Raw genomic sequence first — 25811 nt, 5'->3', positions numbered from 1 at the left:
ATAAGAAGGACTTATCAGGTCAAAAAGTAAAATTTGGTTGCTCTTATAAAAAAATTAGGCTTTTCGATAACCTCCAATTCCTCTGATTTACCTGTAGTTAGCTAACTTATAAGGCCTTTTAGCCGCATCATAAAAAATAAAGGCAGCCTCTATTTTAGAGGCTGCCTTGAATAACATGTGAGCCTTGTTACTAATTAGCGGCTAAGAATAACCTTGCCTTTCATAACCTGCTCACCGGCTTTGATCTCATATAGGTAAAGACCTTCAGGCTGACTGGCCTGAGGGCTCCAAATCAACGATTGTGATCCCGCACTGCGCATAGATTGCTCTTTATACACCTCACGGCCTGCTATGTCACGGATACGAATCGTAACATCAGCCTCCATGCTCAGGTCAAAGCGAATCTGTACCTTATCCGTGAATGGATTAGGAAAGGCTTCGGCCATAGTCTCACCCACAGGCGCTGCAGTTCTGTCTGTCACACCAATACTGTGTACCAGTGAACGCGTGTAGTCACCCTTACGCGCATCGATAGATAAGTTATAAATACCCGCCTGTGTCATAGGTTCAGAGATATAAACGTACTCACCGGGCACGCCAGTAGAACTAAATGTAACTTCAGCAGGTGCCTGGTCCATATTCCGGTCACCTTCAAGTGAACCTGTCAGGCGGATCATACCAGAGACAGTAGCGTCTGAAAGCGGGTTACCTCCGTTGTCTGCCAGGCGTACACGTAACTCCATAGACTCACCGGCACTATATACCAGCTTGTTGTCAGTAAGGCCCGTCTCCAGTTCAAAGAGGCTATTGTCCTCAATAGTAACTATTGCAAGGTAAGGACCTTCCGCCTCTACAAAGTACTCACCATTCTCAGGGTTGGTAATTTGGGTGCGCATTACTGATCCGGGTAGTATGTCAGTGGCTTCAGCAGGTTTTCTTTCCGTCGTCGCATTGCGCATGGCACCAGTGAAAGGACCCGCTATTCGTGCCTGGTCAGAGGCATTCTCAGGCTGCCTGATCTCTATCGTTACCCCGCGGGCATTGTCTATACGAAAACGTTCCATTCCGCCTTCTGAGGCCAGCACCAGCATGTTGCTGTTTACAGTAGCGTGAGGATTTTCATTGGCTGCCGTAAGAGATCCTGCAGACTCTCTGGCCAGTGTAGAAGGAAGCTGGCTGCGAACAGTACTCCAGAAGTTTGAACCGATGTTGAGCTCAAAGTGGTCATACTTTGTACGTGAATCTCCCGAACCACTATAAAGTTCGCGGCTTGAAGGACGGCGGCTGTCGCGGTAATTAACTACCCCATCATTACCACCCTTGCTGCTGCTTCCGCCATTAGCTGAAAGATATACTCCGCTAAACCAAAGGCTTCCACCATAGTCCCATCCGCCTACCGTGCGGAAGTCAGTATAATTATTATTTACATGAGGGTCCGTTACACTACGGAAGTAGTCCATGTAACCCGTCTGCATTACGTAGGTAGCTTCGTTTACCTGTCCGAAAACAGCAGAAAGCCACCATACCCAACCACTCTGGGCTAGGTTAGCCAGGGGAGAGCCCCAGTGTGGAGATCCAAGCGTCACTACCCGGTTCACACGGCTGTAGCCACCGTAGTGTACCAGAGCGGCGTCAGTATCCAGACCACCTTTTGAGTGAGCCACAACGACCACTTTTTGTACACCATAGTAATTAGTGATAGCCGTAAGCTGTTGAGAAAACAGGTCACCGTTCACCCACATAGAACGGTCAGGGTATACAGTTACAAATGCCGTCCGGTATCCGGCATTATATGCGAGATCATACATATCATTGTCACCGAACCACGTGCTGGCATCTCCCGTGTATCCGTGAATGAATACGATAACAGGTTTAGAGCCGCTGTTAGCCGGAACACTCCCTACAAGTATAGTGCCCGGATCATAAGCGTTACCACCTATGGAAATGGCGTTTTCATCAGTGGTTTTGGATGGCGAGTCCAGGGGGATGATTTGCTGGGCAAATGCAACCGCCCCTGATAGAATAGTAAACAACACGGCTAATGCCATGCTGCGCAAAGCTGGTAAATGGTGTCTCATCTTTTGAGTTTAATGTTTAATAAGATTTCGAATTAATAAAAAACTAATGAAAAATTCTCTAAAATAATCGTCATGCAGAATAAATTTTGTGTTTGGATGCAGATTGTACAATTATTTGTCTGTTAAATAAAAAATGCCGGGACTGAAACAGACCCGGCATTTTAATAGCCACATTAACTCAACCAAACCAAATCATTCAAACAATCCTAAATATCATTAATCAAAACTGTATTTCTTTGTGCAACCTATCGTTCTGTTGACAATGCTAAGGTGCTGCTTTTCAGTCTATTAAAAAAGCTATATCACAAGCCATAATTACAATGTACTAAAAGCGAAAAATCTGGTAACCCTTTGATTACTAGTGACTAAAAAGGCCTCCCATGCGCCTTGGGAGGCCTTTATATAATCAATGACTGATGTAAGGTGATACAGAGAAGTGAAAATTATGGATTGTATTGATTATTAGATGGTTATCAGTATATACATCCCCTAGTCGGTAAAAGAGACATATCGGTCCCATTTTTCAATGACATTTTCGAAATCTTCAGGAAGTTTTGATTCAAATTGTACCCATTCCTTTGTACCCGGGTGTACAAAGCCAAGAGATTTAGCATGTAGAGCCTGACGGGGCATTAGCTTAAAACAGTTCTGCACAAATGCTTTGTACTTACTGAACTGCTCTCCTTTTAGAATGCGGTCCCCCCCATAGTTCGTATCATTAAAAAGCGGATGGCCAAGGTGAGCCATGTGCGCCCTGATCTGATGCGTACGCCCCGTCTCCAGGTTACACTTTATTAAAGATACATACCGGAAATATTTGATCACTTCATAGTGAGTTACGGCATGCCGCCCGTATTCACCCTCAGGGTAGGCTATCACAATGCGCCTGTCCTTTGGGCTACGCCCAAGGTTAGTATCTATAGTGCCTTTCTCCTCCTTTGGCTCGCCCCACACCAAGGCATAGTACGTTCGCTCAATGCTATGATTAAAAAACTGCTCTGCCAGACCAGACATCGCCCGTTCTGATTTTGCCACCACCAGTAGACCGCTCGTATCCTTATCTATACGGTGAACCAGCCCGGGGCGGCCTTCATTATTTTTCATCACCGGAAGGTTCTGAAAGTGGTACGTCAAACCATTTACCAGTGTGCCCGTCCAGTTATTATATGCGGGATGCACCACCATGCCGGCAGGCTTATTTACCACAAGCAAGTCATCATCCTCATGCAGAATGTCCAGCGGTATATTTTCCGGTACCACTACCGTATCCCTCGCCGGCTGTGGTAGAAAAACAGTGATCACATCATTAGGCCGTACCTTATAGTTCGATTTGGTAGGTAAGTTATTTACCAGGATAAAATCATTACGTATCCCCTCCTGCACCTTATTACGCGTTACATTAGGCAGGCGGTCCACCAAAAATTTATCCAACCTGATCAGCGTTTGCTTAGGGTCCGTTTTTATTCGATATCGCTCGAATAGCTCATCGCTTTCACCCTCATCATCCCCCTCACCGGCACTCCCTTCGTAATCCCCTTCATATTCCTCACCGGGATATGGCCTTTGCTCATCCCCCCTGTTTTCTTCTTCATTTCTTTCCTCCATATGATGCAAATATAGAAAATAATGCCCGATCCGATAGGAGGCACCCCCTGCTACCCATAACTTTGATGACATGGAAAAAGACCCTTACCGGCCTCTCATCCAGCAGATCGTCACGCCTGATACGCTGGAAAGAGGCGTCTCTCTTTACCTCAGCAGAGAAGACAGGAACGATCCCCTCATTCAGGGCAACAAATTTCATAAGCTAAAGCTAAATCTCGCTGCCGCCCGGGAGCAGGGCCTGAGCACACTTCTCACTTTTGGAGGAGCCTATAGTAACCACATTTATGCCACCGCAATGGCAGGTAAGCGCTTCGGCTTTGAGACGGTGGGCATTATCCGCGGTGAGAAGCACCCTGTCCTTAACCCAACCTTGCAAGCTGCTGCAAATGCTGGCATGACACTATATTATATAGATCGCGAGCGCTACCGCAATAAATATAGCGAAGAGGTCCTTCGGAATCTAACCCATGAATTTGGAGACTTCTACCTGCTACCCGAAGGCGGCACAAATAAACTGGCCGTACAGGGATGCAGAGATATGGTAAAGAGGCTACCCCTTCATTTTGACTTTATTACCCTTCCTGCCGGCACAGGCGGGTCCGCTGCCGGGGTTATCAGTGGCTTGTCTATAGCCCCCACCGTCAGCACACACGTCATAGCCTTTTCAGCACTAAAAGGGGATTTTTTAAAAAATGATATCGCTGACCTTTTACAGGATGAAGTAATAGCCCCTAATGTATCCTGGGAACTCGAGACTAACTACCATTTTGGAGGCTACGCCAAAATCACTCCCCAGCTGGCCACTTTTATCAAAGAGTTCAGGCTTACCCATGACGTGGTACTCGAGCCTGTATATACAGGCAAAATGCTTTTTGGCCTCATAGATATGATCCGGAAGGGCCGGTTTGAGAAAGATACCAGGATAATGGCTATACATACCGGAGGCCTGCAAGGGCTGGAAGGCATGCGGGAGCAGTACGGTGATGTATTCTGATTAGCGGATTTTCAGCGCCTGCTTCCATCGCTGACGAAGCCGCCCGCTTACCACCGCGTCTTCTTGGCTCACCTTTTTTACCCCTTCTATCGTGTAAAAGGCCTTTGGGTTGAAAGACTCAATTACAGCAAGTAGCTCAGGCAGCCTGTCACGCTTCAGTACCGTAAAGACCACATCCACAATTCCCTCCTCACTTTCTGCCTTTACTGTGCTGTAGCGAAAATTATGCGTCTGCAGATAATCCACCAGCTTCGTGGCAGGCTTTTGCGTCATAATCCTCACCACCACTCTTCCCAGGGCCAGCCTCTCCTCAAGTAGCATACCTACAAGCGTGCCCGTGGCAAAACCTCCTGCATAGGCGATATAGGTAACAGGGTTATTAATATGCTGGAAGATCTGTCCTATGGCTACCAGCCAGATGAGCGATTCAAAAAAACCCAGGATAGTCGCAGTGCCTTTGCGGCTATTCAATACAAATATGATGCGTAGCGTAGAGATAGATACGTCACATATGCGTGCCAGAAAAACCAGAATGGGTAAAATAATAAAGCTGAATGTTTCCGGGGGTACATTCAGTGCTTCGCTGAAAAAACGTTCCATGACTTCGCAGTTAGTTGATGCGTAGCGCCTGTCAGGCAATTACTCCGTTGCAAAGTTATCCAGAAGTATCGGGAATACTAAATCAAAAGAGCACTGCTTATAGTCTCTCGGTATTTCTGAGCCAGGAGTAAGGTAGCCGATTACCTACCCCCTCAACCTTACCCCTTATAACTCCTGCCCTATTGTAAACGCCGGATGAATTTTGTACTATTATAAGCCCAAAAGGGAGCTCAGTCCTTGGCTTTTCAGAAAATTTGCAACTGACTCCTCCGTATCTCCTTCGCTTATTCCTCGCTTCTGCTTCGCTACTCCTTCGCCTTGAGTATACCCTCAGTATACGTATCCTGTTACCTCCCCTATCCCCATACAACCTTTCTGTCGTATTTGCATAATTTTAATATAGCATGTTTAAGGTAAGCGGCTTTAAAAAAAATAAAGCTGCCCGAAAACCGGACAGCTTCAGTATGCTGCTTAATTACTTGCATGAAGTATAAAAAACTACCCCCATAGGTCGTGGATCACTTCATGCAGCTTACCCATTGCTTTAATTTCTATCCCATATTTGGCTACATCCAGCCCCTTTATGCCAAATCGGCTCACATAGATTACGTTGAAGCCTAGCTTTTCCGCCTCCGATATACGCTGCTCCAGCCTGTTTACTGCCCGTAGCTCCCCTCCGAGCCCGGTTTCAGCAGCAAAGCAAATTTTATCCCCAATAGGCATGTCCTCAAAAGACGATATCAGCGCCATTGCTACCGCCAGATCCATCGCCGGATCCTCTATCTTCAGTCCGCCCGCTATGTTAATAAATACATCCTGTGCACCCAGCCGGAAGCCCACCCGCTTTTCCAATACCGCCAATAGCATATTCAGTCGCTTATTATCATACCCCGTAGAGCTACGTTGCGGTGTTCCGTAATTAGACACACTCACCAGCGACTGTATCTCTATCAGCAAAGGGCGGTTGCCCTCCAGTGTTGCACCTATTGCCACCCCGCTCAGTGCCTCATCACGCTGCGTAATGAGGATCTCGCTAGGGTTAGAAACCTCCCTCAGGCCATCACTCAGCATCTCATAAAGCCCCAGCTCAGATGTGCTGCCAAAGCGGTTCTTCGTGGTGCGCAGTATACGGTACGCCAGGTGACGATCACCTTCAAACTGTAGCACCGTATCCACCATATGCTCCAGCACCTTTGGTCCTGCCAGCGTGCCTTCTTTTGTAATATGTCCTATCAGAAAGACCGGGGTACCCGTTTCCTTCGCAAACTTCATAAATTCGGCCGTGCACTCCCTTACCTGGCTGATGCTTCCTGCAGCCGAATCCAGATGTGCCGAATACATCGTTTGTATCGAATCCACCACTACCACATCCGGCTCCATATTTTCCAGTTGCTTGAATATCTGCTGGGTTCCCGTTTCCGTCAGTATGTAACAGTTATCCGAGCTGTCTTTCATTCGTGAGGCCCGCATCTTGATCTGCCTGGCGCTTTCCTCCCCTGAGATATAAAGCACCTTAATACGTGCCAGCTTAAGTGCTATCTGCAGCATAAGCGTAGACTTACCTATCCCGGGTTCGCCCCCGATAAGCACCAGCGACCCCGGTACAATTCCGCCCCCCAGTACCCGGTTTAGCTCTCGATCCCCCGTATCCACCCTTTCTTCTTCCCTGTAGGTAATTTCCTTCAGCGTTTTAGGTTTATTCACCTTACGGTCACTCGAAGAGCTCCCCTGTTTCCAGTCACGCTTGTCCGCCTTTCCCGTGGCAATCACCTCTTCCACATAAGTGTTCCACTCATGGCACGACGGGCACTTGCCCAGCCATTTCGCTGACTGTACCCCGCAGTTTTGACAGAAATAGGTTGTTTTCGTTTTAGCCAAATGCTTATCTTTTACTTTCGATAGCCAAAAGTAATATTCTGCCGTAAGAAAAATAAAAAATTCCCCGGGGCCCCATGCACAAGAAACCCAAAGCCCCTGCCTCAATAAAAATAAGCGTACCTTGAAATCAATTAGCCATTGCTGCGGATACAGTTGCCATTAGCCATTCTTTCTCCATAAAACATTAATGGCCTCTGATAGTCCGTTAGGTAGGCTTCCTGCCTTATTACCACCCAATCAAATACACTTTGGATAAATCCGTAATCAAAGAATCCTGGCGTAAGCACCTGCACGAAGTCATATTTGAGGCAGATACTCCCGCTGGAAAAGGATTTGATATTGCCCTGTTGATCGCTATTCTTTTGAGCATTCTAATAGTTGTGCTCGAAAGTGTAAATGAGCTCAGAGCGGATTATTTAGGGCTTATGAGGACCCTCGAATGGACCTTTACCATACTGTTCACCATTGAATACATACTCCGGATTATCTCAGCCGGCAAGCCCTGGCGATATATATTCAGTTTCTATGGACTCGTAGACTTTTTTTCAATTCTACCCACCTACCTCTCCCTCATTCTTACCGGCTCCCAGTACCTGCTCGTCGTAAGAGGCCTTAGATTATTAAGGATTTTCAGAATATTAAAGCTGTCACGCTACCTGGGCGAGGCAGAAGTACTAAAAAAAGCCCTCTATGCCAGTGCAGCTAAGATCACCGTGTTTTTAGGAGCAGTATTTGCCCTTACACTCATCATTGGTTCTGTCATGTATCTGATTGAAGGCCCCACCAATGGGTTTACAAGCATCCCAAAAAGTATCTACTGGGCCATTGTCACCCTCACCACCGTAGGTTATGGAGACATTGCCCCCCAAACCACTGTTGGACAGACACTCGCTGCCGCAGTAATGATTATGGGCTATGGTATAATAGCCGTACCCACAGGCATTGTATCAGTCGAGCTCTCCCGCGCCGAAGGTGACTATAAGGATAATAACGGAGTACGCAGGTGCCCTTCATGCCATGCGGCCGGACACAAGGAAAGAGCCAAGTATTGCTACAATTGCGGTTCCCCCCTTTCCGAATAAACGCCTGCCCTAATCGTGATATGTTGAATAAATTTCATAATTTTCCTTTTTTATTGTCAGCGCTTTTTCGTTAAATTTTTTGAGATTACGGTTATCCGTTTTATGCGCAGTATAACTAGACCACTTTTTTTCTCGGCCCTGCTTTCCCTTTTATCGGTAAATGTACTGGCCCAAATGGTTACCAACACCGCCAATTCCGGAGAGGGGTCTCTCAGGCAGGTGGTGACAGATGCCTCTGCCGGAGCTACCATTACCTTTGCCCTGGAGCCAGGCGCTGTGGTTCGCCTGAATACACAGATCGTAATAGATAAGTCCCTAAGGCTTGTAGGCCCCGGCGCAGATAAGCTCACTATCAGCGGAGACTCCGATAATGATGGCAATGGGCAGACACGCATTTTTAATGTGACCAATGGCACCCTCACCCTGCGAAATCTTAGGCTCGAACTCGGTAGTTCAGGTAGCCAGGGAGGAGCCGTTTATGTGACAGGGTCCGCTTCCACACTTAATGTTAGTGACTGTGAATTCGTCGATAATGATGCAGCCCGGGCGGGAGGAGCCATTTCAGTAGAGGACCGGGCCACACTTTTTCTCGCCAGATCACTCTTCCTGTCCAACTACGTCACCACTCCTGCCGCTACCAATGGAGGAGGTGGAGCCATATTCCTTAATACCGACCGGGAAATAACCATAGAGAACTGCACATTCAGCCAAAACAACCAGCAGGGTTTCTTTGCCAGCTTAGGTGGTGGGGCTATTTTAGGTCTGGCCAGTAATAATGACAACAGCCGGTTTAACATTCTCAATAATACCTTTTTCGGTAATAGTGACATCCGCTTTTCGGCCAATATAGCCGATGCCATCATGATGGAAAGTGGCGGTGGCGAGGCCCCTCTCAATATCAGGAACAACATTTTTCGGGATAACGGACTCAATTCCGTCCTGGTAGATGATCGCTATAGTGTGGACTCCAGGGGAAACATAGCAGATGATAATCCCGATATTTTCACCAATCGTGACCAGCCTGACACAGACATTAACCTGAGTAATCTTGCATTGAATGGCGGGGCTGTGCGCAGTCATAGCATTCCCGATAATTCTGATGCGGTTGACTTTAGTGAAAACCCTACCCCCGGCCTGGACACCAGAAGGTTTGTAAGAAATGACCGTGCTGATGCAGGTTCGTATGAAACCAACTTCGAAGCCAATTTAAGCCCTGATATTACCTCTGCTGCCCCTTCATCTGCTACCGAAGAGCAAGCTTACACCTATGACATCACTGTAGAGGATCCTGAGAACGACGAGTTAGTTATAGTAGCCGTGCAACTGCCTGATTGGCTCACCTTTACTGTAAATAATAATGCTACCACCGCACCAGCCGCACGACTTAGCGGCACACCCGATGACCCCGAACTCGCCAATAGCCCATACCAGGTCGTACTGCAGCTAACTGACGGGATAAACCTCACCCGGCAGGAATTTAACATAAGTATCGATCCCGTAAATGACCCTCCCGAACTTATTAAGAATAACACCCTTTCCGTAAATGAAGGAGCCTCCGTAACAGTTTCTAATAATGAACTCCTGGTAACAGATATTGAACAGGCTCCCGCTAATATCACCTATTCCGTAGTCACCAGACCCGCCAATGGCATTTTGGAGCTAAATGGCAATGCTAATCCCGCCACCTTTACCCAGGCTCAAATAAACCAGGGACGTTTGGTTTATCAACATAATGGATCTAACACCACCTCAGATAGCTTTAGAGTGAGTGTCAGTGATGGGGCCGGTGGATCTTTAAGTGCATTTATTATAAATATCAGCATCACTCCTGGAAACGATTCCCCCGTATTGGTAACTAATCGTGGGCTTGCTATAGACCAGGGCGGGACCGAAACCATCACTAACCAATTGTTACTCGCTAGTGATGAAGACAACACCAATATTGAGCTTACATATACAGTCACCCGCGTGCCCACCAACGGTGATTTACTCAAAAACGGTAATCGCATCACCATAAACCAGCAATTCACGCAGGCCGATATTAATAACAATGTGATCACCTATGCTCACTATGGCAATAATGCCAACGAGGACTATTTCCGCTTTGTACTTAGAGATGGGGCCGGCGGCCAGTTGCCTGACACTCGATTTGAAATATTAGTAGCTGAGGTAGATAACCCGCCAGTAGTCGCAGAGGCAATACCCGACCAGACCACCCCCGAAGATGTGGAATACACCTATACCATTCCCGAGAGCGTATTTCGTGATCCGGGTGATGTGCTCACCTATGAGCTTCGCCACTTTACCGACCCCAGGCTACCGGACTGGATCAGTTTTGACCCCATTACAAGAACTATTTCCGGAACCCCCCTTAATCAGGACGTAGGGGTGGAAGAGCTGCAGGTAATTGCCACTGACAGGGCCGGCCAATCTGCCAATGTTGTTTTTACCCTCACTGTCACAAATGTAAATGATGCGCCGGTTAGCATAGAATTAAATGCGGACTCTCTAGAGGTTGGTACCAATGCCGGCTTTCTTGTCGGGCGATTCATCGTAGATGATGAGGACCTTTTTGACTCGCATACATACACGCTTGTAGACGGAGAGGGCAGTCAATACAACAACCTGTTTGATATTGATCAGAATAGGCTATTGGTAGGGGGTGGCGTTTCTCTTGATACGGCAGGTGCCTACCCCATTCGCGTAAGGGCCACTGATGAAGAGGGAGCCTTTACCGAAGAGCAATTTCAAATCATAGTGTACGAACCCCGTTTTTTGGGTCTGGAGAGACTGATTTACAACCTTATCACCCCTGGGGGTACCGATGATAATAATACCTGGGGCATCGCTCACCTCAACCTGCAGGAGCCTGTTCACGTGCTGGTGCTGGACCGGTCGGGCACCCTTGTTTTTGAGACAACAGACCCCTCAGTAGAGTGGGACGGTACCGTTAATGGCCGCGAAGCACCGGATGGCACATATTATTACGTAGTGGAAATATTAGGTAATTCACCTCAGCGCGTATCAGGTACGTTGCTGTTGGAAAGATGAGAACACCTTTATGCTGATTTTTTTGAAAAGAGCTGGTTCGTCCGCTCTTATCTTCATTTTTCTCTCTGTAGGGTTCGCCCGGTCGCAGGAAGCATTGCTTTTCAGCCGCTTCGACCAGACACTTTACGGGATCAACCCCGCACTCAGCGGTATAGATTCGGGGTGGAAAGTACAGGCAGGTTACCGGCAGCCCTTTACCGGATTCGATAATGGCCCCTCCACCATTTTTGTTGGCGGTACAGGCGCCATAACCCGCTACCGAAACCTTTTCAGGTCCCAACAAACCATGCGTACCAGCACCTCTGCACAACAAGTAGAGCGATTACGTCAGGCAGGCAGTAATGAGCTAAAACATGGCCTTGGGTTTTTTATTTCCAGATATGAATCCGGTCCGTTTATTACCAACCGGCTCAGTGGTAACTACAGTGTTCACCTACCCTTGACCAGTAAGTTACGTGCCAGTGCCGGAATAGGGCTCGAACTCGTAAACCCACGTCTCGATCCCGGAGAAATCCGCCCTCGTGATGCTGAAAATGACTTTGTTTACTTCAGCTTAATAAGTGTAGGGTCATCACGTAATTTCCTGAATCTGGACCTCGGCCTTTCCCTGTATTCAGATAACTTTTATTTTGGATATACCCTGCACAGCGCTACCGAGGTGGCACTGGACACAGACAACAGCACCGAGACACAGGTGAATTACATGTTCCATTCAGTAATAGGCGGGGCAGATTTTGATCTGCCACGGTCTGTATGGAATATTAAGCCTTCATTTCTCTTACGATACGATGAGCTGCAAAATATTCAGGCTTCCGCTGTGGTCCAGGCAGAATGGCGTGATCAGGTAGCCGGAGGGCTGGTGTATAAGCTCCATCGTTCCGCAGGTCTTACCGCCGGATTTACTTTCCGCGGACAATATACCCTTAACTATACCTATGAGGTTATCACCAATGATAACCTGAGCCAACTTGGAAATAACAGCCATGAGGTCATGCTGTCCTTTTTACTCTCACCCCCTGTAGCAGGAGGGCCCAGGTAATTTACTCCCCCGGTCCGGGGGATTTTTCAAGTCTCATTTATGGAATTGAGAACATGCGGTTGTCATACTCATGAATTGACGGCCGGGTAAGCTATCGCAGCCAATAGTTACAGACCCAATTCTACGGAGGCGACAGGATTACCTGGTCAGATCAATGGGTTTTTTTGCAGTATATTTCAAAAGCAGGCCTTATAGGGGTCTGCTTTTGTTTTACTTTATCCCGGCTTACAGGAATCTATTTACTCCCCTCCTCATTCCAAATCACATGACTCACCGTTTCACCTACCGCCTCTAACGTACGACGGCTTATGATGTCCATGTTATCGTCATGCGTGTGATGATACCAGCCAAAATCCCTTTGTGGATGATACTCAATAATATCAATCATAGGTATGCCCGTCTGATTCACAAAGTAGTGATCATCCGTGATGCCGCCCGCCTGCTCCTGCAGGAAAAAGCTGCCATAGCCTAGCTCCCGGGCTTTTTCCCACACCTTATCCACGATAGTAGGCGCATATTGCATGCTATAATACTCCCTGCCGAAACGTGCGTTTTCAGCCCCTACCATATCCAGCAGAATACCATAGTAAGCCGCGTAGTTGCGTGGCATTTTGTTTTCTGCCCAGTATTGGGAGCCCAGGCAGTATGTTTCACCCTTACGGCTATAGTCCGTATCCCACTGAGGCTGGCCGTAATCCTCCCCGTCAAAAAGCATGATATCCACCCCCACAGAAGGCTCACTCTCCTGTAGCATCCGTGCTATTTCAAGCAGCACCCCCACGCCGCTGCCACCATCATTAGCACCCATGATCGGCTCACGTTCTCGCTCATCATCCTTATCTGCAAACGGCCTCGTGTCCCAATGTGCAGCCAGTAATATCCGCCGCGTTTTCTCAGGGTAAAAGGCCGCAAAAATATTCCTCAGTGGTAACATAGTCCCGTCATAAGCCTCTGCCTCGAATGATTGTACCTGTACCCGCGCACCAAACCCCTCCAACTGTTCTATCAGGTAATTGCCTGTTTCCATATGCTCCTGCGTCCCCGGCACACGTGGGCCCAAAGCCACCTGCCTTTCTATAAAGTAGTAAGCTGAGTCAGCATTGAAATCAGGTACATCCACTTCAGCCTTATTTGCATTCCCCTTCGGCTTATTCGTCTCACCCCCGGTCGTACGGGAGCCTTCCTCCTTTTTTTCTGTGTCGCAGGCAAACACTATAAATAGCAGCGTAGTTATCAGGATTGTCTTGAATGTACAATAAAGACTCATTCGGTTGGCTTTTGATGGTTTCTTTTCATAATTCCGGGACCACATCCTCCGGAGTTCGCTAAGTTACGAAAACGGTCCTGCATAGCCGAAATTATTTGTTTGGAGGAATTATTTTCCTACATTTGCACTTAGAAAATATTGTCAAGAGTATAGAGGGGACACCAGTCCCCTCTTTTTATTCTTATGCATCGTTTTTTTCGTGACGGATCTTAAAACACATATAGCGAACCTGGTGGAAGAGAATCTTCCTGATGAATCTGCTTTTTTGGTAGATATCATTATCAAAGGAACGAATACGGGTAAAAAAGTATTAATTCTTATTGATGGTGATCAGGGGGTTTCTATTGATACCTGTGCAGATATCAGCCGGAAAGTGGGTAATGACCTGGAAGAAAACGACCTCGTAGACAGTGCGTATACGCTCGAGGTGTCGTCTCCCGGTCTCGACCATCCCCTGGCTAGTATCAGGCAGTACCGTAAAAATATCGGTCGCCGGGTCAGAATTACCCTTGAGGATGACAAAGAAGCTGTAGGTGAATTGCTTGAGGTGCACGATGATAAAGTGCTCATCAATAAAGAAACCAAGGTCAAGCGAAAAATTAATAAAAAGGAAACCGAAATTCCTTTTAACGATATTCGAAAAACGATTGTATTAGTGTCATTTTAAACCATTGCAATGGATTCGGGAAATCTGATTGAGTCATTTGCCGAGTTTGCTCGCGGCAAAAACATAGATCGTCCTACGATGATCCGTATTCTTGAGGACGTTTTTCGGACGATGATCCGGAAAAAATATAACTCCGATGAGAATTTTGATATCATCATCAACGCCGACAAGGGAGACCTTGAAATATGGCGTTTCAGGGAGATTGTCGATGATAATTCCGAAGACATTTGGGACGATGATAAAATTAGCCTCTCTGAAGCACAAAAGATCGAGCCCGATTTTGAGATAGGAGAGGAAGTAGCGGAAGAGATTAAGCTTGAGCACTTCGGACGCCGGGCCGTTATGACTGCCAGACAGACCCTCATTCAGAAGGTAAAAGATCTGGAAAAGGATATTCTGTTCCAGCAGTATAAAGAAGTAGTAGGTGAGATCATCATCGGAGAAGTATATCAGATACTGGGCCGTGAAGTGCTTCTCATCGATGCCGAAGGTAACGAACTTATACTTCCTAAGAACGAACAGATCGGGAAAGACCGGTTCCGGAAAGGAGACAATGCCAGGGCTATCGTACACCGTGTCGAAATGGTAAATGGTAATCCGCGCATTATACTGTCCAGAACCTCACCCGTGTTTCTCGAAAGGCTTTTCGAGAGTGAAGTACCAGAGGTATACGATGGACTTATCAATATTAAGAAAGTTGTGCGTGAGCCCGGAGAGCGTGCTAAAGTAGCTGTGGAAAGCTATGATGACCGTATCGACCCGGTTGGTGCCTGTGTAGGTATGAAAGGTTCACGTATCCATAGCATCGTGCGCGAGTTGCAAAACGAGAACATCGATGTGATCAATTATACCGATAACCTTGAGCTATATATTCAGCGTGCGCTTAGCCCTGCTAAGATCAGCAGCATTAAAATAGACGAGGATACGGATCGTGTGAGTGTGTTCCTGAAGCCTGACCAGGTAAGCCTGGCAATCGGTAAAGGCGGACAAAACATCAAGCTTGCCTCTAAACTCGTAGGCATGGAGATTGATGTGTTCCGTGAGCTTTCCGAGGCTGAAGAAGAAGATGTCGCCCTGGTAGAATTCTCTGATGAGATAGAAGGCTGGGTGATTGACGAACTCAAAAGAGTAGGCCTTGACACCGCCAAGAGCGTGCTGGTGCTTACTGAAGAGGACATTGTTCGACGTACAGACCTGGAGCAGGAAACGGTCGAGGAAGTCTTCAGAATACTACGTCAGGAGTTCGAGTAAGATATTATTTTAGTAAATACCGAGTTTATACCTATTTTTGTGTATGGCAGAAGAAAAAATGATGAGGCTTAGTCAGGTAGCGCGGAAGCTAAACATAGGTAAAAATACCATTGTGGAGCATTTGGCTACTAAGGGCTTCGAGGTGGAAGACAATCCTAACTCCAAGATTTCAATGGAGCAGTATAACATGCTCGCGAAGGAGTTTGCGTCTTCCGCTATGGAAAAAGAAGAAGCTTCCGGCCTCACCATTGGCAAAAAACACGCGGGCAATGTCGTTATCGACACTGAGAGCGATCCTGCCCAGCAAGGTAAGAAGGACGAAGAAGAGGAGATTTTTATTAAAGGGATCAATGTGGACAAAGGCAAGGCTGAAGAAGAAGCCCCTAAAGCCTCTGATCATAAGAAAGAGCCCGCCAAAGAAGAAAAATCCTCTGAAGAAAAAGACGATAATAAAGTCGGTAGCTCTGCCAGGCTACAGGGTATAAAAGTAGTAGGTAAAATAGACCTCGACCAGAAAGGGAAGGCAAAAGCTACCCCGCAGGAGAAAAAAGAGGAAAAGAAAGAAGAGAAGGCTCCCGAAAAGCCTGCTCCACAGCCTGAGGCTAAGGCCGAAAAGCCTGCTGAAAAACCACAGCAGCCTGCTGCTAAAGAGACCAAAGAAGAGGCCAAGCCTGAGCCTAAAAAAGAGGAGAAAAAAGAGACCGAAGGTCCTGTCAAACCTCCTCAGCAGCCTGAAGTACCTAAAAAGCCTGAGGAGAAACCTTCAGAGAATAAAGAGAAAAAGGTAGATGCTCCCAAGCAACAAGAAAAGCCGGCTGCGCAAAAGCAGCCTGAGGCCGAGAAAAAGCCTGAAGTGAAAGAAAAAACAGAAGCTGCGGCATCTGCAAAGCAGAAGCCCGCCGAGAAACCTGCTGCCAGTGAAGGCAAAAAGCAAGAAGCTGACTCCGCTCCCAAAGATGAGAAAGTAATCTCTGCTAAAGCTAATCAGCTCAAAGGCCTTACCGTGTTAGGTAAGATTGAGCTGCCCGAAAGCAAGTCTAAGAAAAAGGCCAAGCCGGTTGCTTCTTCCGATGACCGCGATAAAAAAGGCAAGAAACGCCGCAAGCGCATCTCCAAGCCAGTTGATGGCAAAGGAGGCGGCGGTGGCGGAGGTAGCCGTCCCGGACAACAGAAGAATGATCGTGGGGCCAAAGGCCGAGGAGGTGCCAGAAAAGGCAAACCCGAGAAGGAAGAGCTCAGCGATAAGGAAATTCAGGAGCAGATTAAAGAGACCCTCGCCAAACTTAGCGGCGGCGGAGGTAAGAAAGGCGGCCGTAATGTAAGCCGTAGTAAATACCGCCGTGACAAGCGCTCAGCAGCCGAAGAGGCGCGCGAGCAGCAGCGCGAAAGAGAAGAGCAGGAAGCTCAAAAGCTCAAGGTAACAGAGTTTATCTCTGCTAATGACCTCGCCTCCCTTATGAACGTGTCCGTTAATGAGGTGATCTCTACCTGCCTTTCACTCGGTCTGTTCGTTTCCATTAACCAAAGACTTGACGCCGAAACCATCACTGTAATAGCCGATGAGTTCGGATACGATGTAGAGTTCACTTCATCAGAAGATGAAGAGACCGTAGAGGAGATAGTAGACGATCCTGATACACTTGAGGAACGCTCACCCATCGTTACCATAATGGGACACGTTGACCACGGTAAAACCTCACTACTTGACTTTATCCGTAATACACGCGTTACAGCCGGTGAGGCGGGTGGTATCACCCAGCACATCGGAGCTTATGATGTGACTACCGATAGCGGAAAGCGTATCGCATTCCTGGATACACCGGGTCACGAGGCATTTACCGCCATGCGTGCCAGAGGGGCTAAAGTGACGGACGTTGCCATCATCGTTGTAGCGGCTGATGATAACGTCATGCCTCAGACCAAGGAAGCCATTAATCACGCACAGGTAGCTAACGTACCTATCGTGATCGCTATCAATAAAGTGGATAAGCCTACTGCCAATGCGGACAAGATTCGTGAGGAATTGGCTAACATGAATATATTGGTAGAAGACTGGGGCGGTAAGTACCAGTGCCAGGAAATTTCTGCTAAAACCGGTCAGGGTATTGACGACCTCCTTGAGAAAGTACTGCTTGAAGCAGAGCTTCTCGAACTGACAGCCAACCCCAACCGGGGTGCCACAGGTACGGTTATTGAAGCCTCTCTTGACAAAGGCCGTGGGTATGTAACCACCATCCTTGTGCAGTCAGGTACCCTCAATATCGGAGATGTAATGCTCGCTGGACAACACTACGGTAAGGTAAAAGCCATGTTTGACCATAGAGGTAAAAAACTGGAAAAAGCCGGTCCCTCAACCCCTGTGCTTGTACTGGGACTCGATGGTGCACCACAGGCTGGTGATAAGCTGCAGGTGATGGAAACCGACCGTGAGGCCCGTGACATTGCTAATAAGCGTGAGCAGATTAACCGTGAGCAGTCTATCCGTACCAAAAAACATATTACGCTTGACGAGATTGGTCGCCGCCTTGCTATCGGTACCTTCAAAGAGCTTAATGTAATTGTGAAAGGTGATGTGGATGGCTCTATTGAGGCCCTTTCCGACTCACTTCTTAAGCTGAGTACAGACGAGGTCCAGGTCAACATCATCCATAAGGCTGTAGGACAGATATCAGAAAGTGATATTCTGCTTGCCTCCGCTTCCGATGCCATCGTAGTTGGTTTCCAGGTGAGGCCTTCTGCCGGTGCCAGAAAGCTGGCTGAACAGGAAGAGATTGAGATCAGATTGTACAGCATTATATACGATGCCATCAACGAGGTTAAAGATGCCATGGAAGGTATGCTTGCCCCTACTGTTGAAGAAGTTATCGTGGGTAACGCCGAAGTACGTGATATCTTTAAAATCTCAAGAGTTGGTACTGTTGCAGGTTGCTATGTCACAGATGGTCATATCAAGCGTAACCACAGAATTCGACTTATTCGCGATGGTATAGTCGTTTACGCCGGAGAGCTTGGCGCACTTAAACGCTTCAAAGATGATGTCAATGAAGTACGCCAGGGCTACGAATGTGGTATGAGCATTAGAAACTTCAACGACATTAAAGAAGGAGACGTAATAGAAGCCTTCGAAGAAAGAGAAGTAAAACGGACATTATAAAATCCGGATACAAATAGATTCACAGACAAAACCGGGCATCATGTCCGGTTTTTCTTTTTTAGTAGTGTCTATGAACCTCCTTATCACCATCATATACATTTTATTATTCCTGGCCTTATTCATGCTTTTTGCCGGCCTCGTCAGGCCATGGTGGGTATTGTGGTTTTTGGATTACCAAAACCGCATACGGGTCTTGCAGATTTATGGAGGAGCCGCCATACTTCTTACCGCCATTGCCTATGTGCTACGGTTTACGCTTTCTCTGTAATCAGGAGCGCTTTTTGCCCATTAACAAGAGTTGTGGCAAACAGGAAAACATCCGGGCCGTCATTTAACCGGAGCTTCTTTTTTAACGCCTCTACCCGCATGGGGAAATTACGTGTCGACAAGTTGCCCCTCAGATCGGGAAGCACACCCTTCAGAGCCTTATAAGTAGGGCTTACAACCTCATTGATCTTAAACGTCCTGCCTGGGAAATCCGCTATAAGCTTCCCTGAAGTATAAAGGTGGCTGTTTTCATGCAGCTTTTGAAGGCCATACCGGTTTGCAGTCGCCCTGAACACGCCAGCCTTCATTATCGCTGCATTAGGCTCATACAAGTAAGATTCTGGTAGCCCCAAAGAAAATGTGGTATTCGCCTCTTCCGCAAGGGCGAAAGTTTCTATCTGCTCAGCCCCACCGGCTATATTCACAGTCACTACACCTCCGGTCGCAGAGCTATTTCCTATTAAAAGCAGGATCTCCTTGCATTCATTATCTACAGCCACCACGTGAAAAATTATCGGCAGGTCTATCTGGCGCTGTAATTCACTCAGGTCAGCCATAGGAGAAACCTTGATAAGAAGTGCATCAGATTTTTCACGTAGCATGGGAAGGTAAGCCGTAATATCGGGGCTATAATCCTGTAGGCGAATTACTTTTTGTTTATGCTCATCACGGCGGGCAGGGTCAAGGTAGAGCAAATCAAAGGGGGTAGCCTGATCCTTCAGCCACGCCATGCCATCGCCGCGGTGGCATGCGGTCGTAGCCCCTAGCGCAGTAAGGTTATGTCGGGTTATATCAAAGAGGGCTGACTGCTCCTCCACATAGTGGCTTTCAGAAAACGAATGGCCCATATAAAAGACATCGACCCCCATCCCCCCGGTAAGGTCAGCCATTCGCTGCCCCTTTACCAAAGAGGCTTTATATAAGGCAGTTGCCTCAGAGCTACATTGTTCAAGGCTGATCCGCGCCGGCCATAAGAGGCCCCGGCGCCCCTCGTACCACTGCGGTAGTTTTTTTTTCGCTTTCTGCCGTCCTTCTATCTGCGAGGCAAGTACTCTGGCATCGATTCCGGGGAAGGGGCTCCCCTTTAGAAGAAGAGAAGTTACCTGCTCATTTTCATGCGCACCCAGCCAGTCCTGTACCTCCTTATTCGCTAGCTCTGTCAATACACCAGATTGTGCTCCTTCAGGTACTCTGCTATCTGTACAGCATTCGTTGCAGCTCCTTTTCTGAGGTTGTCCGCTACTACCCACATATTCAGGGTTTTCGGCTGTGACTCGTCCCTTCTCAGCCTGCCAACAAACACTTCATCCCTTCCATGGGCGTTTATAGGCATAGGATACTCATTATTAGCTACATCATCCTGCAGCACGACGCCCTGTGCCGCCGCCAGCAGTTTACGTACCTCTTCCAGGTCAAATTCCTTATGGAATTCCACATTGATGCTTTCAGAGTGGCCACCCACTACAGGAAGGCGTACCGCAGTAGCCGTCACAGAGATAGCATCGTCACCGAAGATTTTCTTCGTTTCATTGACCATCTTCATTTCTTCCTTTGTGTAGCCATTATCCATAAATACATCAATGTGAGGGAGGACATTCATGTCAATCTTATGAGGATACACCATTTCACCATCTACCCCTTCACGCTCACGCTTCAATTGGTCCACCGCCGCTTTGCCCGTACCCGTTACTGACTGGTAAGTGCTCACCACCACCCTTTTGATGCCATAGGCCTCTCGCAAAGGATTCAGTGCCAGTACCATTTGTATCGTTGAGCAGTTAGGGTTTGCGATAATACGGTCATCGATACGAAGCGTTGTAGCATTAATCTCCGGCACGATGAGTTTATGCCGGGGGCTCATGCGCCAGGCAGAAGAGTTATCTATCACGATCGTTCCCGCCTCTTCAAATTTTGGCGCCCACTCCAGGCTGGTGGAACCACCGGCAGAGAAAATAGCAACATCCGGTTTGAGAGCTACCGCTTCTTCCATGCTCCTTATCACATAGGTGTTCCCTTTAAAGCTTATCTCTTTACCCACAGACCGGGCAGAAGCCACAGGAATAAGCGTGTCAAATTCGAGGTTACGCTCCTCGATCACTTTCAATATTTCACTACCTACGAGTCCGGTAGCACCTACAATTGCTATTTTCATATGTACCTAATTGAATGGTGTCAAAGTTACATTATTAATTAAAGACCTGAAAAAATTCAGGCCACCTAAAAGGCTGATCCATAGCCATCAGGCCTGAGCTAAAGGATTTGCCAAGGAATAATCACATTCAATTACCTACATAATTTATTCAAATATTGAAAGTTGGTGCTAGTTTCGCGCCCATGTTAGCCAGTTATTGCCCTCGAATATGCCTGATCCTGCTTTTAGGTATATGCTATAGTTTGCCGGCTTCAGGCCAGCAGATAATTATCAATGAAATATACGCTGACCCCTATCCCAAAAGTTCCATTCAGCCGGAGAATCAGGTGTTTCCCACAGCTTCAGGCGCAGAGTTTGTAGAGCTGTTTAATACCGGGGACCTCCCTTTTAGTGGTGTGGACTGTTCCCTTAGCGGTAAGACATTGCCCCCCTTTACCCTTGAGCCCGGAGGCTATCTCATCATTTGCCCTCAAAGTTACGAGAGCGACTATATGCCCTATGCCTCTGTGCTCGGCCTATCTTCATGGAACAGCCTTAGTAATAGTGGAGAAGAAGTATACCTGCTTGCTGCCGACGGGCATGTTATTGATGCTGTCAGCTACTCACCGGACTGGCATGATAGCGGCAAAGACCGAGGAGGGTGGTCACTCGAAAGGATTAATCCGACCCTGATTTGTAGTAATGAGGAGAACTGGGCCTCTTCCGTTTCAGCTAACGGGGCCACTCCTGGTGCGGCTAATAGTATCCTGGAAGCTACTCCGGACCTTTCGCCCCCCGTACTGCTTAGCCACGAATGGCTGGTGCCCCATAGCCTCACTCTTGTCTTTTCCGAGGAGCTAGACATTAGTCAATTAACGGTAAATACCGATCCGGGACTCTCTGTTTTACCAGAGACAGATGGTCAGGTTCTTATTTTGCAGGTCTTCTCCACCCCTCACTATGACCTTTCTTACAGCTTTTCACTCTCAGGGCTGATGGACTGTGAGGGAAATATTGCTGAAGATATCCGCTTTACGGCATTGCTGGATAATACACCCCCTTTGTTAACCACCCTCGACATTGTGGCTACAGACCAGGTAAGGCTTTTATTCAATGAAGCCCTTGACGGCACACTCCTTCTCAGTCAGGCCAGTTTCCTTTATGATTGTGGCATTGTTTCAAATGCGATAAAGTGGGATCCCCGCTACCCAGAACAGGTCATCTTACAAAATGACCGTCCATTTATACCCGGGGAAAGCTGTTTGCTATCTGCCAGCCAAATACCGGACAGGGCAGGCAACCTCGCTGCTTTTTCCGAATCGATAATCTATCAGCCAGCAGTAGATACCGCCTTTACCGAAGAACCGGGAATCGTGCGGGTGCGCTATCATACACTTCCTGCCAATGCCCTGTCCCCAGAAAATTACTTTCTATCCAAGTATGATGCAGCCCCCTTTATGGTACTGCCAGAGCCGGACTTTCCCTCTGAAGTCCGGCTGATTTTTTCCCCTGTACCAGTACGTGATGAACCGTATGAGTTATTCATCAGTGGAATGGTAGATGAAGAGAGCAATGCACTCATCACCCCTTCCGCTGACCTTATTTGGGATACGCGGCCGCCCACGCTCGATAGCTATGAATGGACCAGTCCCGATACAGTTAGGCTCAGTTTCAGTGAACCGCTGGACCCTATAGTTGCGTCCATTGCCCGCTTCTATCAAATGGATGATGAGACGTTACCCTGCCGGATAATTTTACCTGACCCTCAGACCGTTGTCCTGGTTTATTGTCAGACTTTACAGCAAGAAACAGCCTACCGCCTGAAAATCCATTCCCTGGCCGACATGTATGGCAATGTCATGAGCCGGTCAAAATATATAGAGCTGCTTTTTGATAACTTACCTCCTGCTATACAATACGCCAGGGGCATAAGTCCGGCCACAGTTTCTGTAGTGTTGAATGAGCATATAGACACCTCTCAAATCTCGCTTAAGAGTGTGGTATTGCCTGGCAATTGGCCTGAGCCTCTGGACATACGTGCATTTTCTCTGTCAGATCATGATTCCCTGTTAATCGACTTTGGCAGTGATATACCCCGTCAGTTATCCACTCCGGGGCTAACAGGTATTTCAGATCAGTATGGTAATGAAGCTACCGATACGCTTCACTTTACCCTGGACTATAGCCTGCCTGAAATAGGCTATGTAAGGCTGCTTTCAGATACGAGCTTACTCGTTTCATTTACACACCGCCTGGAACAGGAACTTTTATCTGATGCGGTAGCCAGTCTGGGTTCAACCCCGGGTGTTATTACTCCTTTGATGTCGCAGTATGAAATAGATATCTCCGTTACAACCAGCCTCCCGGAGGGCCAACCTGTTTTGCTATCACTTTCCGACTTTGGGTTCGCAGACCGGGAAGCCTCATTTTCTCAGGTGATTCATTACCGCAAACCAGCTACCGGCTTCACATTTGCCGACGCCCACCTTCTTAAGGTTTATCCCAGAGAAAATATTGATTTGCCTTCAGAGCCACAATACTACACCTTAGAAGGAGCCCATCCGGACCTGGTTTGGTATTCTGCTGATGAACCTCTGACGTATCTTCTCTTCAAAGTAGGTATTCCTGAAAACACCCGCGCAGTTATTTCGATAGACTCATTTTCCGAAAGTAGCGGTCATTACTGGCCATTTAGCCGCTACGAGGCAACGTACGACCGCATTCCTCCCTATGTACTGGCTGCCAGAACTACTACTGAAAATAGAGTTCATATAGAATTTTCAGAAGCCATTGACCCCGTTTCCATCTCTTCGCCATATCATTACCAGATAGATGGAGAGTGGCCCCTTAGCTGTACGCCCATAGATGATCACGCAGTTATACTTAGCCTCGCTAACAATTTACGAGATGGAATAAGCTATGAAGTAGACATTCAAAAAGTTAATGACCGAGCTGGCAATACGATAAGCGATACTACCTTGATACTAAGCTACAGTGCACCTTCCACTCTAAGGCAGGGCGATCTTGTGGTTAGTGAAGTACTACCGGAGCCTTCCCCCGAAGGCCCGGCAGAATTTATAGAGCTGGTAAATATCACAGCGGACACACTGCGTTTGCAAGACATATACATAGCAGACCGTACCGTCAAGGGACGAATAGAACCATTTGATCTTAAGCCGGGTGAATATGTAGTCTTGGTGGCGGAAGCGAATGTGGCTGATATTTCCGGAGAAGCCAAAATGGCAGCTGTCTCTCCATGGCCTACACTAAATAATACAGAAGATGACCTCTTCCTCATCAGTAACGAAATGGATACGGTAGCGCAGTTGAACTATGTAAGTGGTCGCTTACGGGCCGGGCAGTCTCTGGAAAGAGTTGATTTATACAGCACCTGTGGCGGTGAGAAAAATTGGCTTCCTTCTCCCGCCCCGGCAGGTCATACGGCCGGTATGCCTAATGCTGCTACAGGAATAATTACCGATGATGAAGCGCCTTTTATAATGGTTGCGTTTATCACCGAAGAAGGAAACTGCCGGTTTTGGTTGAGCGAAGAGCTGGCAGGAAGTATTCGCTTAGAACAAGTGGAAATTAGAGATCAGAATGGTGAAATATATTCTATAGAAAAGATAATCAAATCAGGGGATAACCAATATGAAGCCATACCCTCTGCCAGGTTAAATAATGATGTCAGCTACCGGATTACCCTATTAGGCCTGACGGACTGTGTGGGCAATGAGACAGAAAGGTCATCCTATGAGCCGGTAATCTTCCCTCAAAAACCGGAAATTGGTGATATCATTTTAACGGAAATATTATTCAACCCTCCACCCAATGGGGTTGACTTTATCGAATGCCTGAATACTACTGACAGCTATCTGGACATGTCAGGATTGTATTTTTTCGGGCACAGGGATAAGGTCAGTATAGGATCAGACCTGCCTGTGGTAATAGGTCCTGGTGAGTACCTGGCATTTACGCCTGATCCGGGCATATTATCCGGACAATATCCCGCTGCGGATGCGGGAGCGTTTGTCCGTAACCCACTTCCCTCTCTTCCGGATACTGAAGGCATCGCAGGCCTTATGGATGAGTCAGATAGCATCTGGCAGGAGTTTGCCTATGACGATCGGTACCACCACCACCTCTTGCGGAATACCGAGGGGGTTTCGCTTGAGCGGATAGACCTGCAAGGTGCCCCTGATAACCGTATTAACTGGGCATCAGCCGCTGCAGATAGAGGGTACGGGACGCCTGGCAATGTCAACTCACATTATGCTGGTGGTACTAAGGGAGAGAGTGAAATATCACTTTCAACCCATGTTATCACGCCTGATTTTGATGGCGTAAATGATTTCGTACAAATTCATTTTACTTTCAAAAAAGGCCAAAACATTGCAAATGCTTGGATATTCGACATGAATGGCAGAAAGGTAATTACCCTGGCAGAAGGGGCAGCCATGGCGGCCGAAGGTACCCTTAGGTGGGAGGGGCAGAATGATGCCGGAGCTCCAGTCAGTTCGGGTTACTATCTCATTGTTATTGAGTGGTTTAATGCCCTTTCCGAAAGGGGGCTGATCAAAGAAAAAATAGCCGTTTCCACGCTTGACTAAAATGAGATTTAAAGGTCCTTCAGAGGTTATGGTAAAAAATAATCGTTAAAAAAGTAGATTATTCAGGGACGATTTTATTATTTTAAGTGTTATATTAATGAAACATTACCTGAAACTGCTTACCACCAATATCTGAA

At 47.4% G+C, this 25811-nt stretch carries 16 protein-coding genes; 9 read left to right on the top strand and 7 right to left on the bottom strand.

Annotation, left to right across the window (positions count from 1 at the left end; genetic code table 11):
• Positions 1-194: 194 nt before the first annotated feature.
• Together AB9P05_RS07850 and AB9P05_RS07845 are read right to left on the bottom strand one after the other, a co-directional pair.
• Positions 195-2078 carry a T9SS type A sorting domain-containing protein gene (locus tag AB9P05_RS07850; RefSeq protein ID WP_371908268.1) on the bottom strand — a complete coding sequence of 628 codons (1884 nt, stop codon included), beginning with the start codon at positions 2076-2078 and terminating at the stop codon, positions 195-197.
• A gap of 489 nt (positions 2079-2567) precedes the next feature.
• Complete coding sequence (locus tag AB9P05_RS07845) at positions 2568-3683, bottom strand: RluA family pseudouridine synthase (RefSeq protein WP_371908267.1); 1116 nt, start codon at positions 3681-3683, stop codon at positions 2568-2570.
• Positions 3684-3753: 70 nt separating this feature from the next.
• Between AB9P05_RS07845 and AB9P05_RS07840 the strand changes: the two genes are divergently transcribed.
• Positions 3754-4677, top strand: coding sequence for a 1-aminocyclopropane-1-carboxylate deaminase/D-cysteine desulfhydrase (locus tag AB9P05_RS07840; RefSeq protein ID WP_371908266.1), 924 nt, complete (start codon positions 3754-3756; stop codon positions 4675-4677).
• Here the strand turns inward: AB9P05_RS07840 and AB9P05_RS07835 are convergent, their stop codons facing one another.
• Both AB9P05_RS07835 and radA read right to left on the bottom strand, forming a co-directional pair.
• Positions 4678-5277 (bottom strand): DUF2179 domain-containing protein, encoded by a 600-nt coding sequence (locus AB9P05_RS07835; protein ID WP_371908265.1) that lies wholly within the window; start codon positions 5275-5277, stop codon positions 4678-4680.
• A gap of 498 nt (positions 5278-5775) precedes the next feature.
• Positions 5776-7155, bottom strand: a complete 1380-nt coding sequence (gene radA / locus AB9P05_RS07830) for a DNA repair protein RadA (RefSeq protein ID WP_371908264.1) — start codon at positions 7153-7155, stop codon at positions 5776-5778.
• 248 nt (positions 7156-7403) lie between these two features.
• On the opposite strand from radA, the gene AB9P05_RS07825 reads away from it, so the two are divergent.
• From AB9P05_RS07825 to AB9P05_RS07815, 3 genes are all read left to right on the top strand, one after another.
• Positions 7404-8237: an ion transporter gene (locus AB9P05_RS07825; RefSeq protein ID WP_371908263.1), complete on the top strand. Its 834-nt coding sequence runs from the start codon at positions 7404-7406 to the stop codon at positions 8235-8237.
• 174 nt (positions 8238-8411) lie between these two features.
• Complete coding sequence (locus AB9P05_RS07820) at positions 8412-11288, top strand: cadherin-like domain-containing protein (RefSeq protein WP_371908262.1); 2877 nt, start codon at positions 8412-8414, stop codon at positions 11286-11288.
• 10 nt (positions 11289-11298) lie between these two features.
• The gene (locus AB9P05_RS07815; RefSeq protein WP_371908261.1) at positions 11299-12327 is read left to right on the top strand and encodes a PorP/SprF family type IX secretion system membrane protein; all 1029 of its coding nucleotides are present in this window, start codon (positions 11299-11301) and stop codon (positions 12325-12327) included.
• A 235-nt stretch (positions 12328-12562) separates the two neighbouring features.
• Here the strand turns inward: AB9P05_RS07815 and AB9P05_RS07810 are convergent, their stop codons facing one another.
• Entirely contained in the window at positions 12563-13594 is a 1032-nt protein-coding gene (locus tag AB9P05_RS07810) for a M28 family peptidase (protein ID WP_371908260.1), read from the bottom strand.
• A 199-nt stretch (positions 13595-13793) separates the two neighbouring features.
• Here AB9P05_RS07810 and rimP point away from each other — a divergent pair, with 199 nt between their 5' ends.
• From rimP to AB9P05_RS07790, 4 genes are read left to right on the top strand one after another with little or no spacing between them, the layout of a single operon-like run.
• On the top strand, positions 13794-14261 hold the full coding sequence (rimP, locus tag AB9P05_RS07805) for a ribosome maturation factor RimP (RefSeq protein ID WP_371908259.1): 468 nt from the start codon (positions 13794-13796) through the stop codon (positions 14259-14261).
• A gap of 9 nt (positions 14262-14270) precedes the next feature.
• Positions 14271-15512: a transcription termination factor NusA gene (nusA, locus tag AB9P05_RS07800; RefSeq protein WP_371908258.1), complete on the top strand. Its 1242-nt coding sequence runs from the start codon at positions 14271-14273 to the stop codon at positions 15510-15512.
• 43 nt (positions 15513-15555) lie between these two features.
• Positions 15556-18666 carry a translation initiation factor IF-2 gene (gene infB, locus AB9P05_RS07795; protein ID WP_371908257.1) on the top strand — a complete coding sequence of 1037 codons (3111 nt, stop codon included), beginning with the start codon at positions 15556-15558 and terminating at the stop codon, positions 18664-18666.
• 40 nt (positions 18667-18706) lie between these two features.
• A complete protein-coding gene (locus tag AB9P05_RS07790) occupies positions 18707-18934 on the top strand; it encodes a hypothetical protein (protein WP_371908256.1) in 228 nt (75 codons plus the stop codon).
• On the opposite strand, the gene AB9P05_RS07785 is transcribed toward AB9P05_RS07790, so the two are convergent.
• Positions 18918-20096, bottom strand: coding sequence for an SAM-dependent methyltransferase (locus tag AB9P05_RS07785; protein ID WP_371908255.1), 1179 nt, complete (start codon positions 20094-20096; stop codon positions 18918-18920). The two genes, AB9P05_RS07790 and AB9P05_RS07785, sit on opposite strands and share 17 nt — an antisense overlap.
• Complete coding sequence (locus tag AB9P05_RS07780; protein WP_371908254.1) at positions 20093-21085, bottom strand: aspartate-semialdehyde dehydrogenase; 993 nt, start codon at positions 21083-21085, stop codon at positions 20093-20095. The genes AB9P05_RS07785 and AB9P05_RS07780 overlap by 4 nt, the downstream gene beginning before the upstream one ends.
• 182 nt (positions 21086-21267) lie before the next feature.
• Between AB9P05_RS07780 and AB9P05_RS07775 the strand changes: the two genes are divergently transcribed.
• Complete coding sequence (locus tag AB9P05_RS07775) at positions 21268-25674, top strand: lamin tail domain-containing protein (RefSeq protein WP_371908253.1); 4407 nt, start codon at positions 21268-21270, stop codon at positions 25672-25674.
• The last annotated feature ends 137 nt before the right edge of the window (positions 25675-25811 follow it).

The sequence above is a fragment of the Roseivirga sp. BDSF3-8 genome (genome assembly GCF_041449215.1).
Classification (GTDB): Bacteria; Bacteroidota; Bacteroidia; order Cytophagales; family Cyclobacteriaceae; genus JBGNFV01.
The sequence above is the reverse complement of the archived record's forward strand: the minus strand, read 5'-3'. Positions and strand labels throughout refer to the sequence as shown.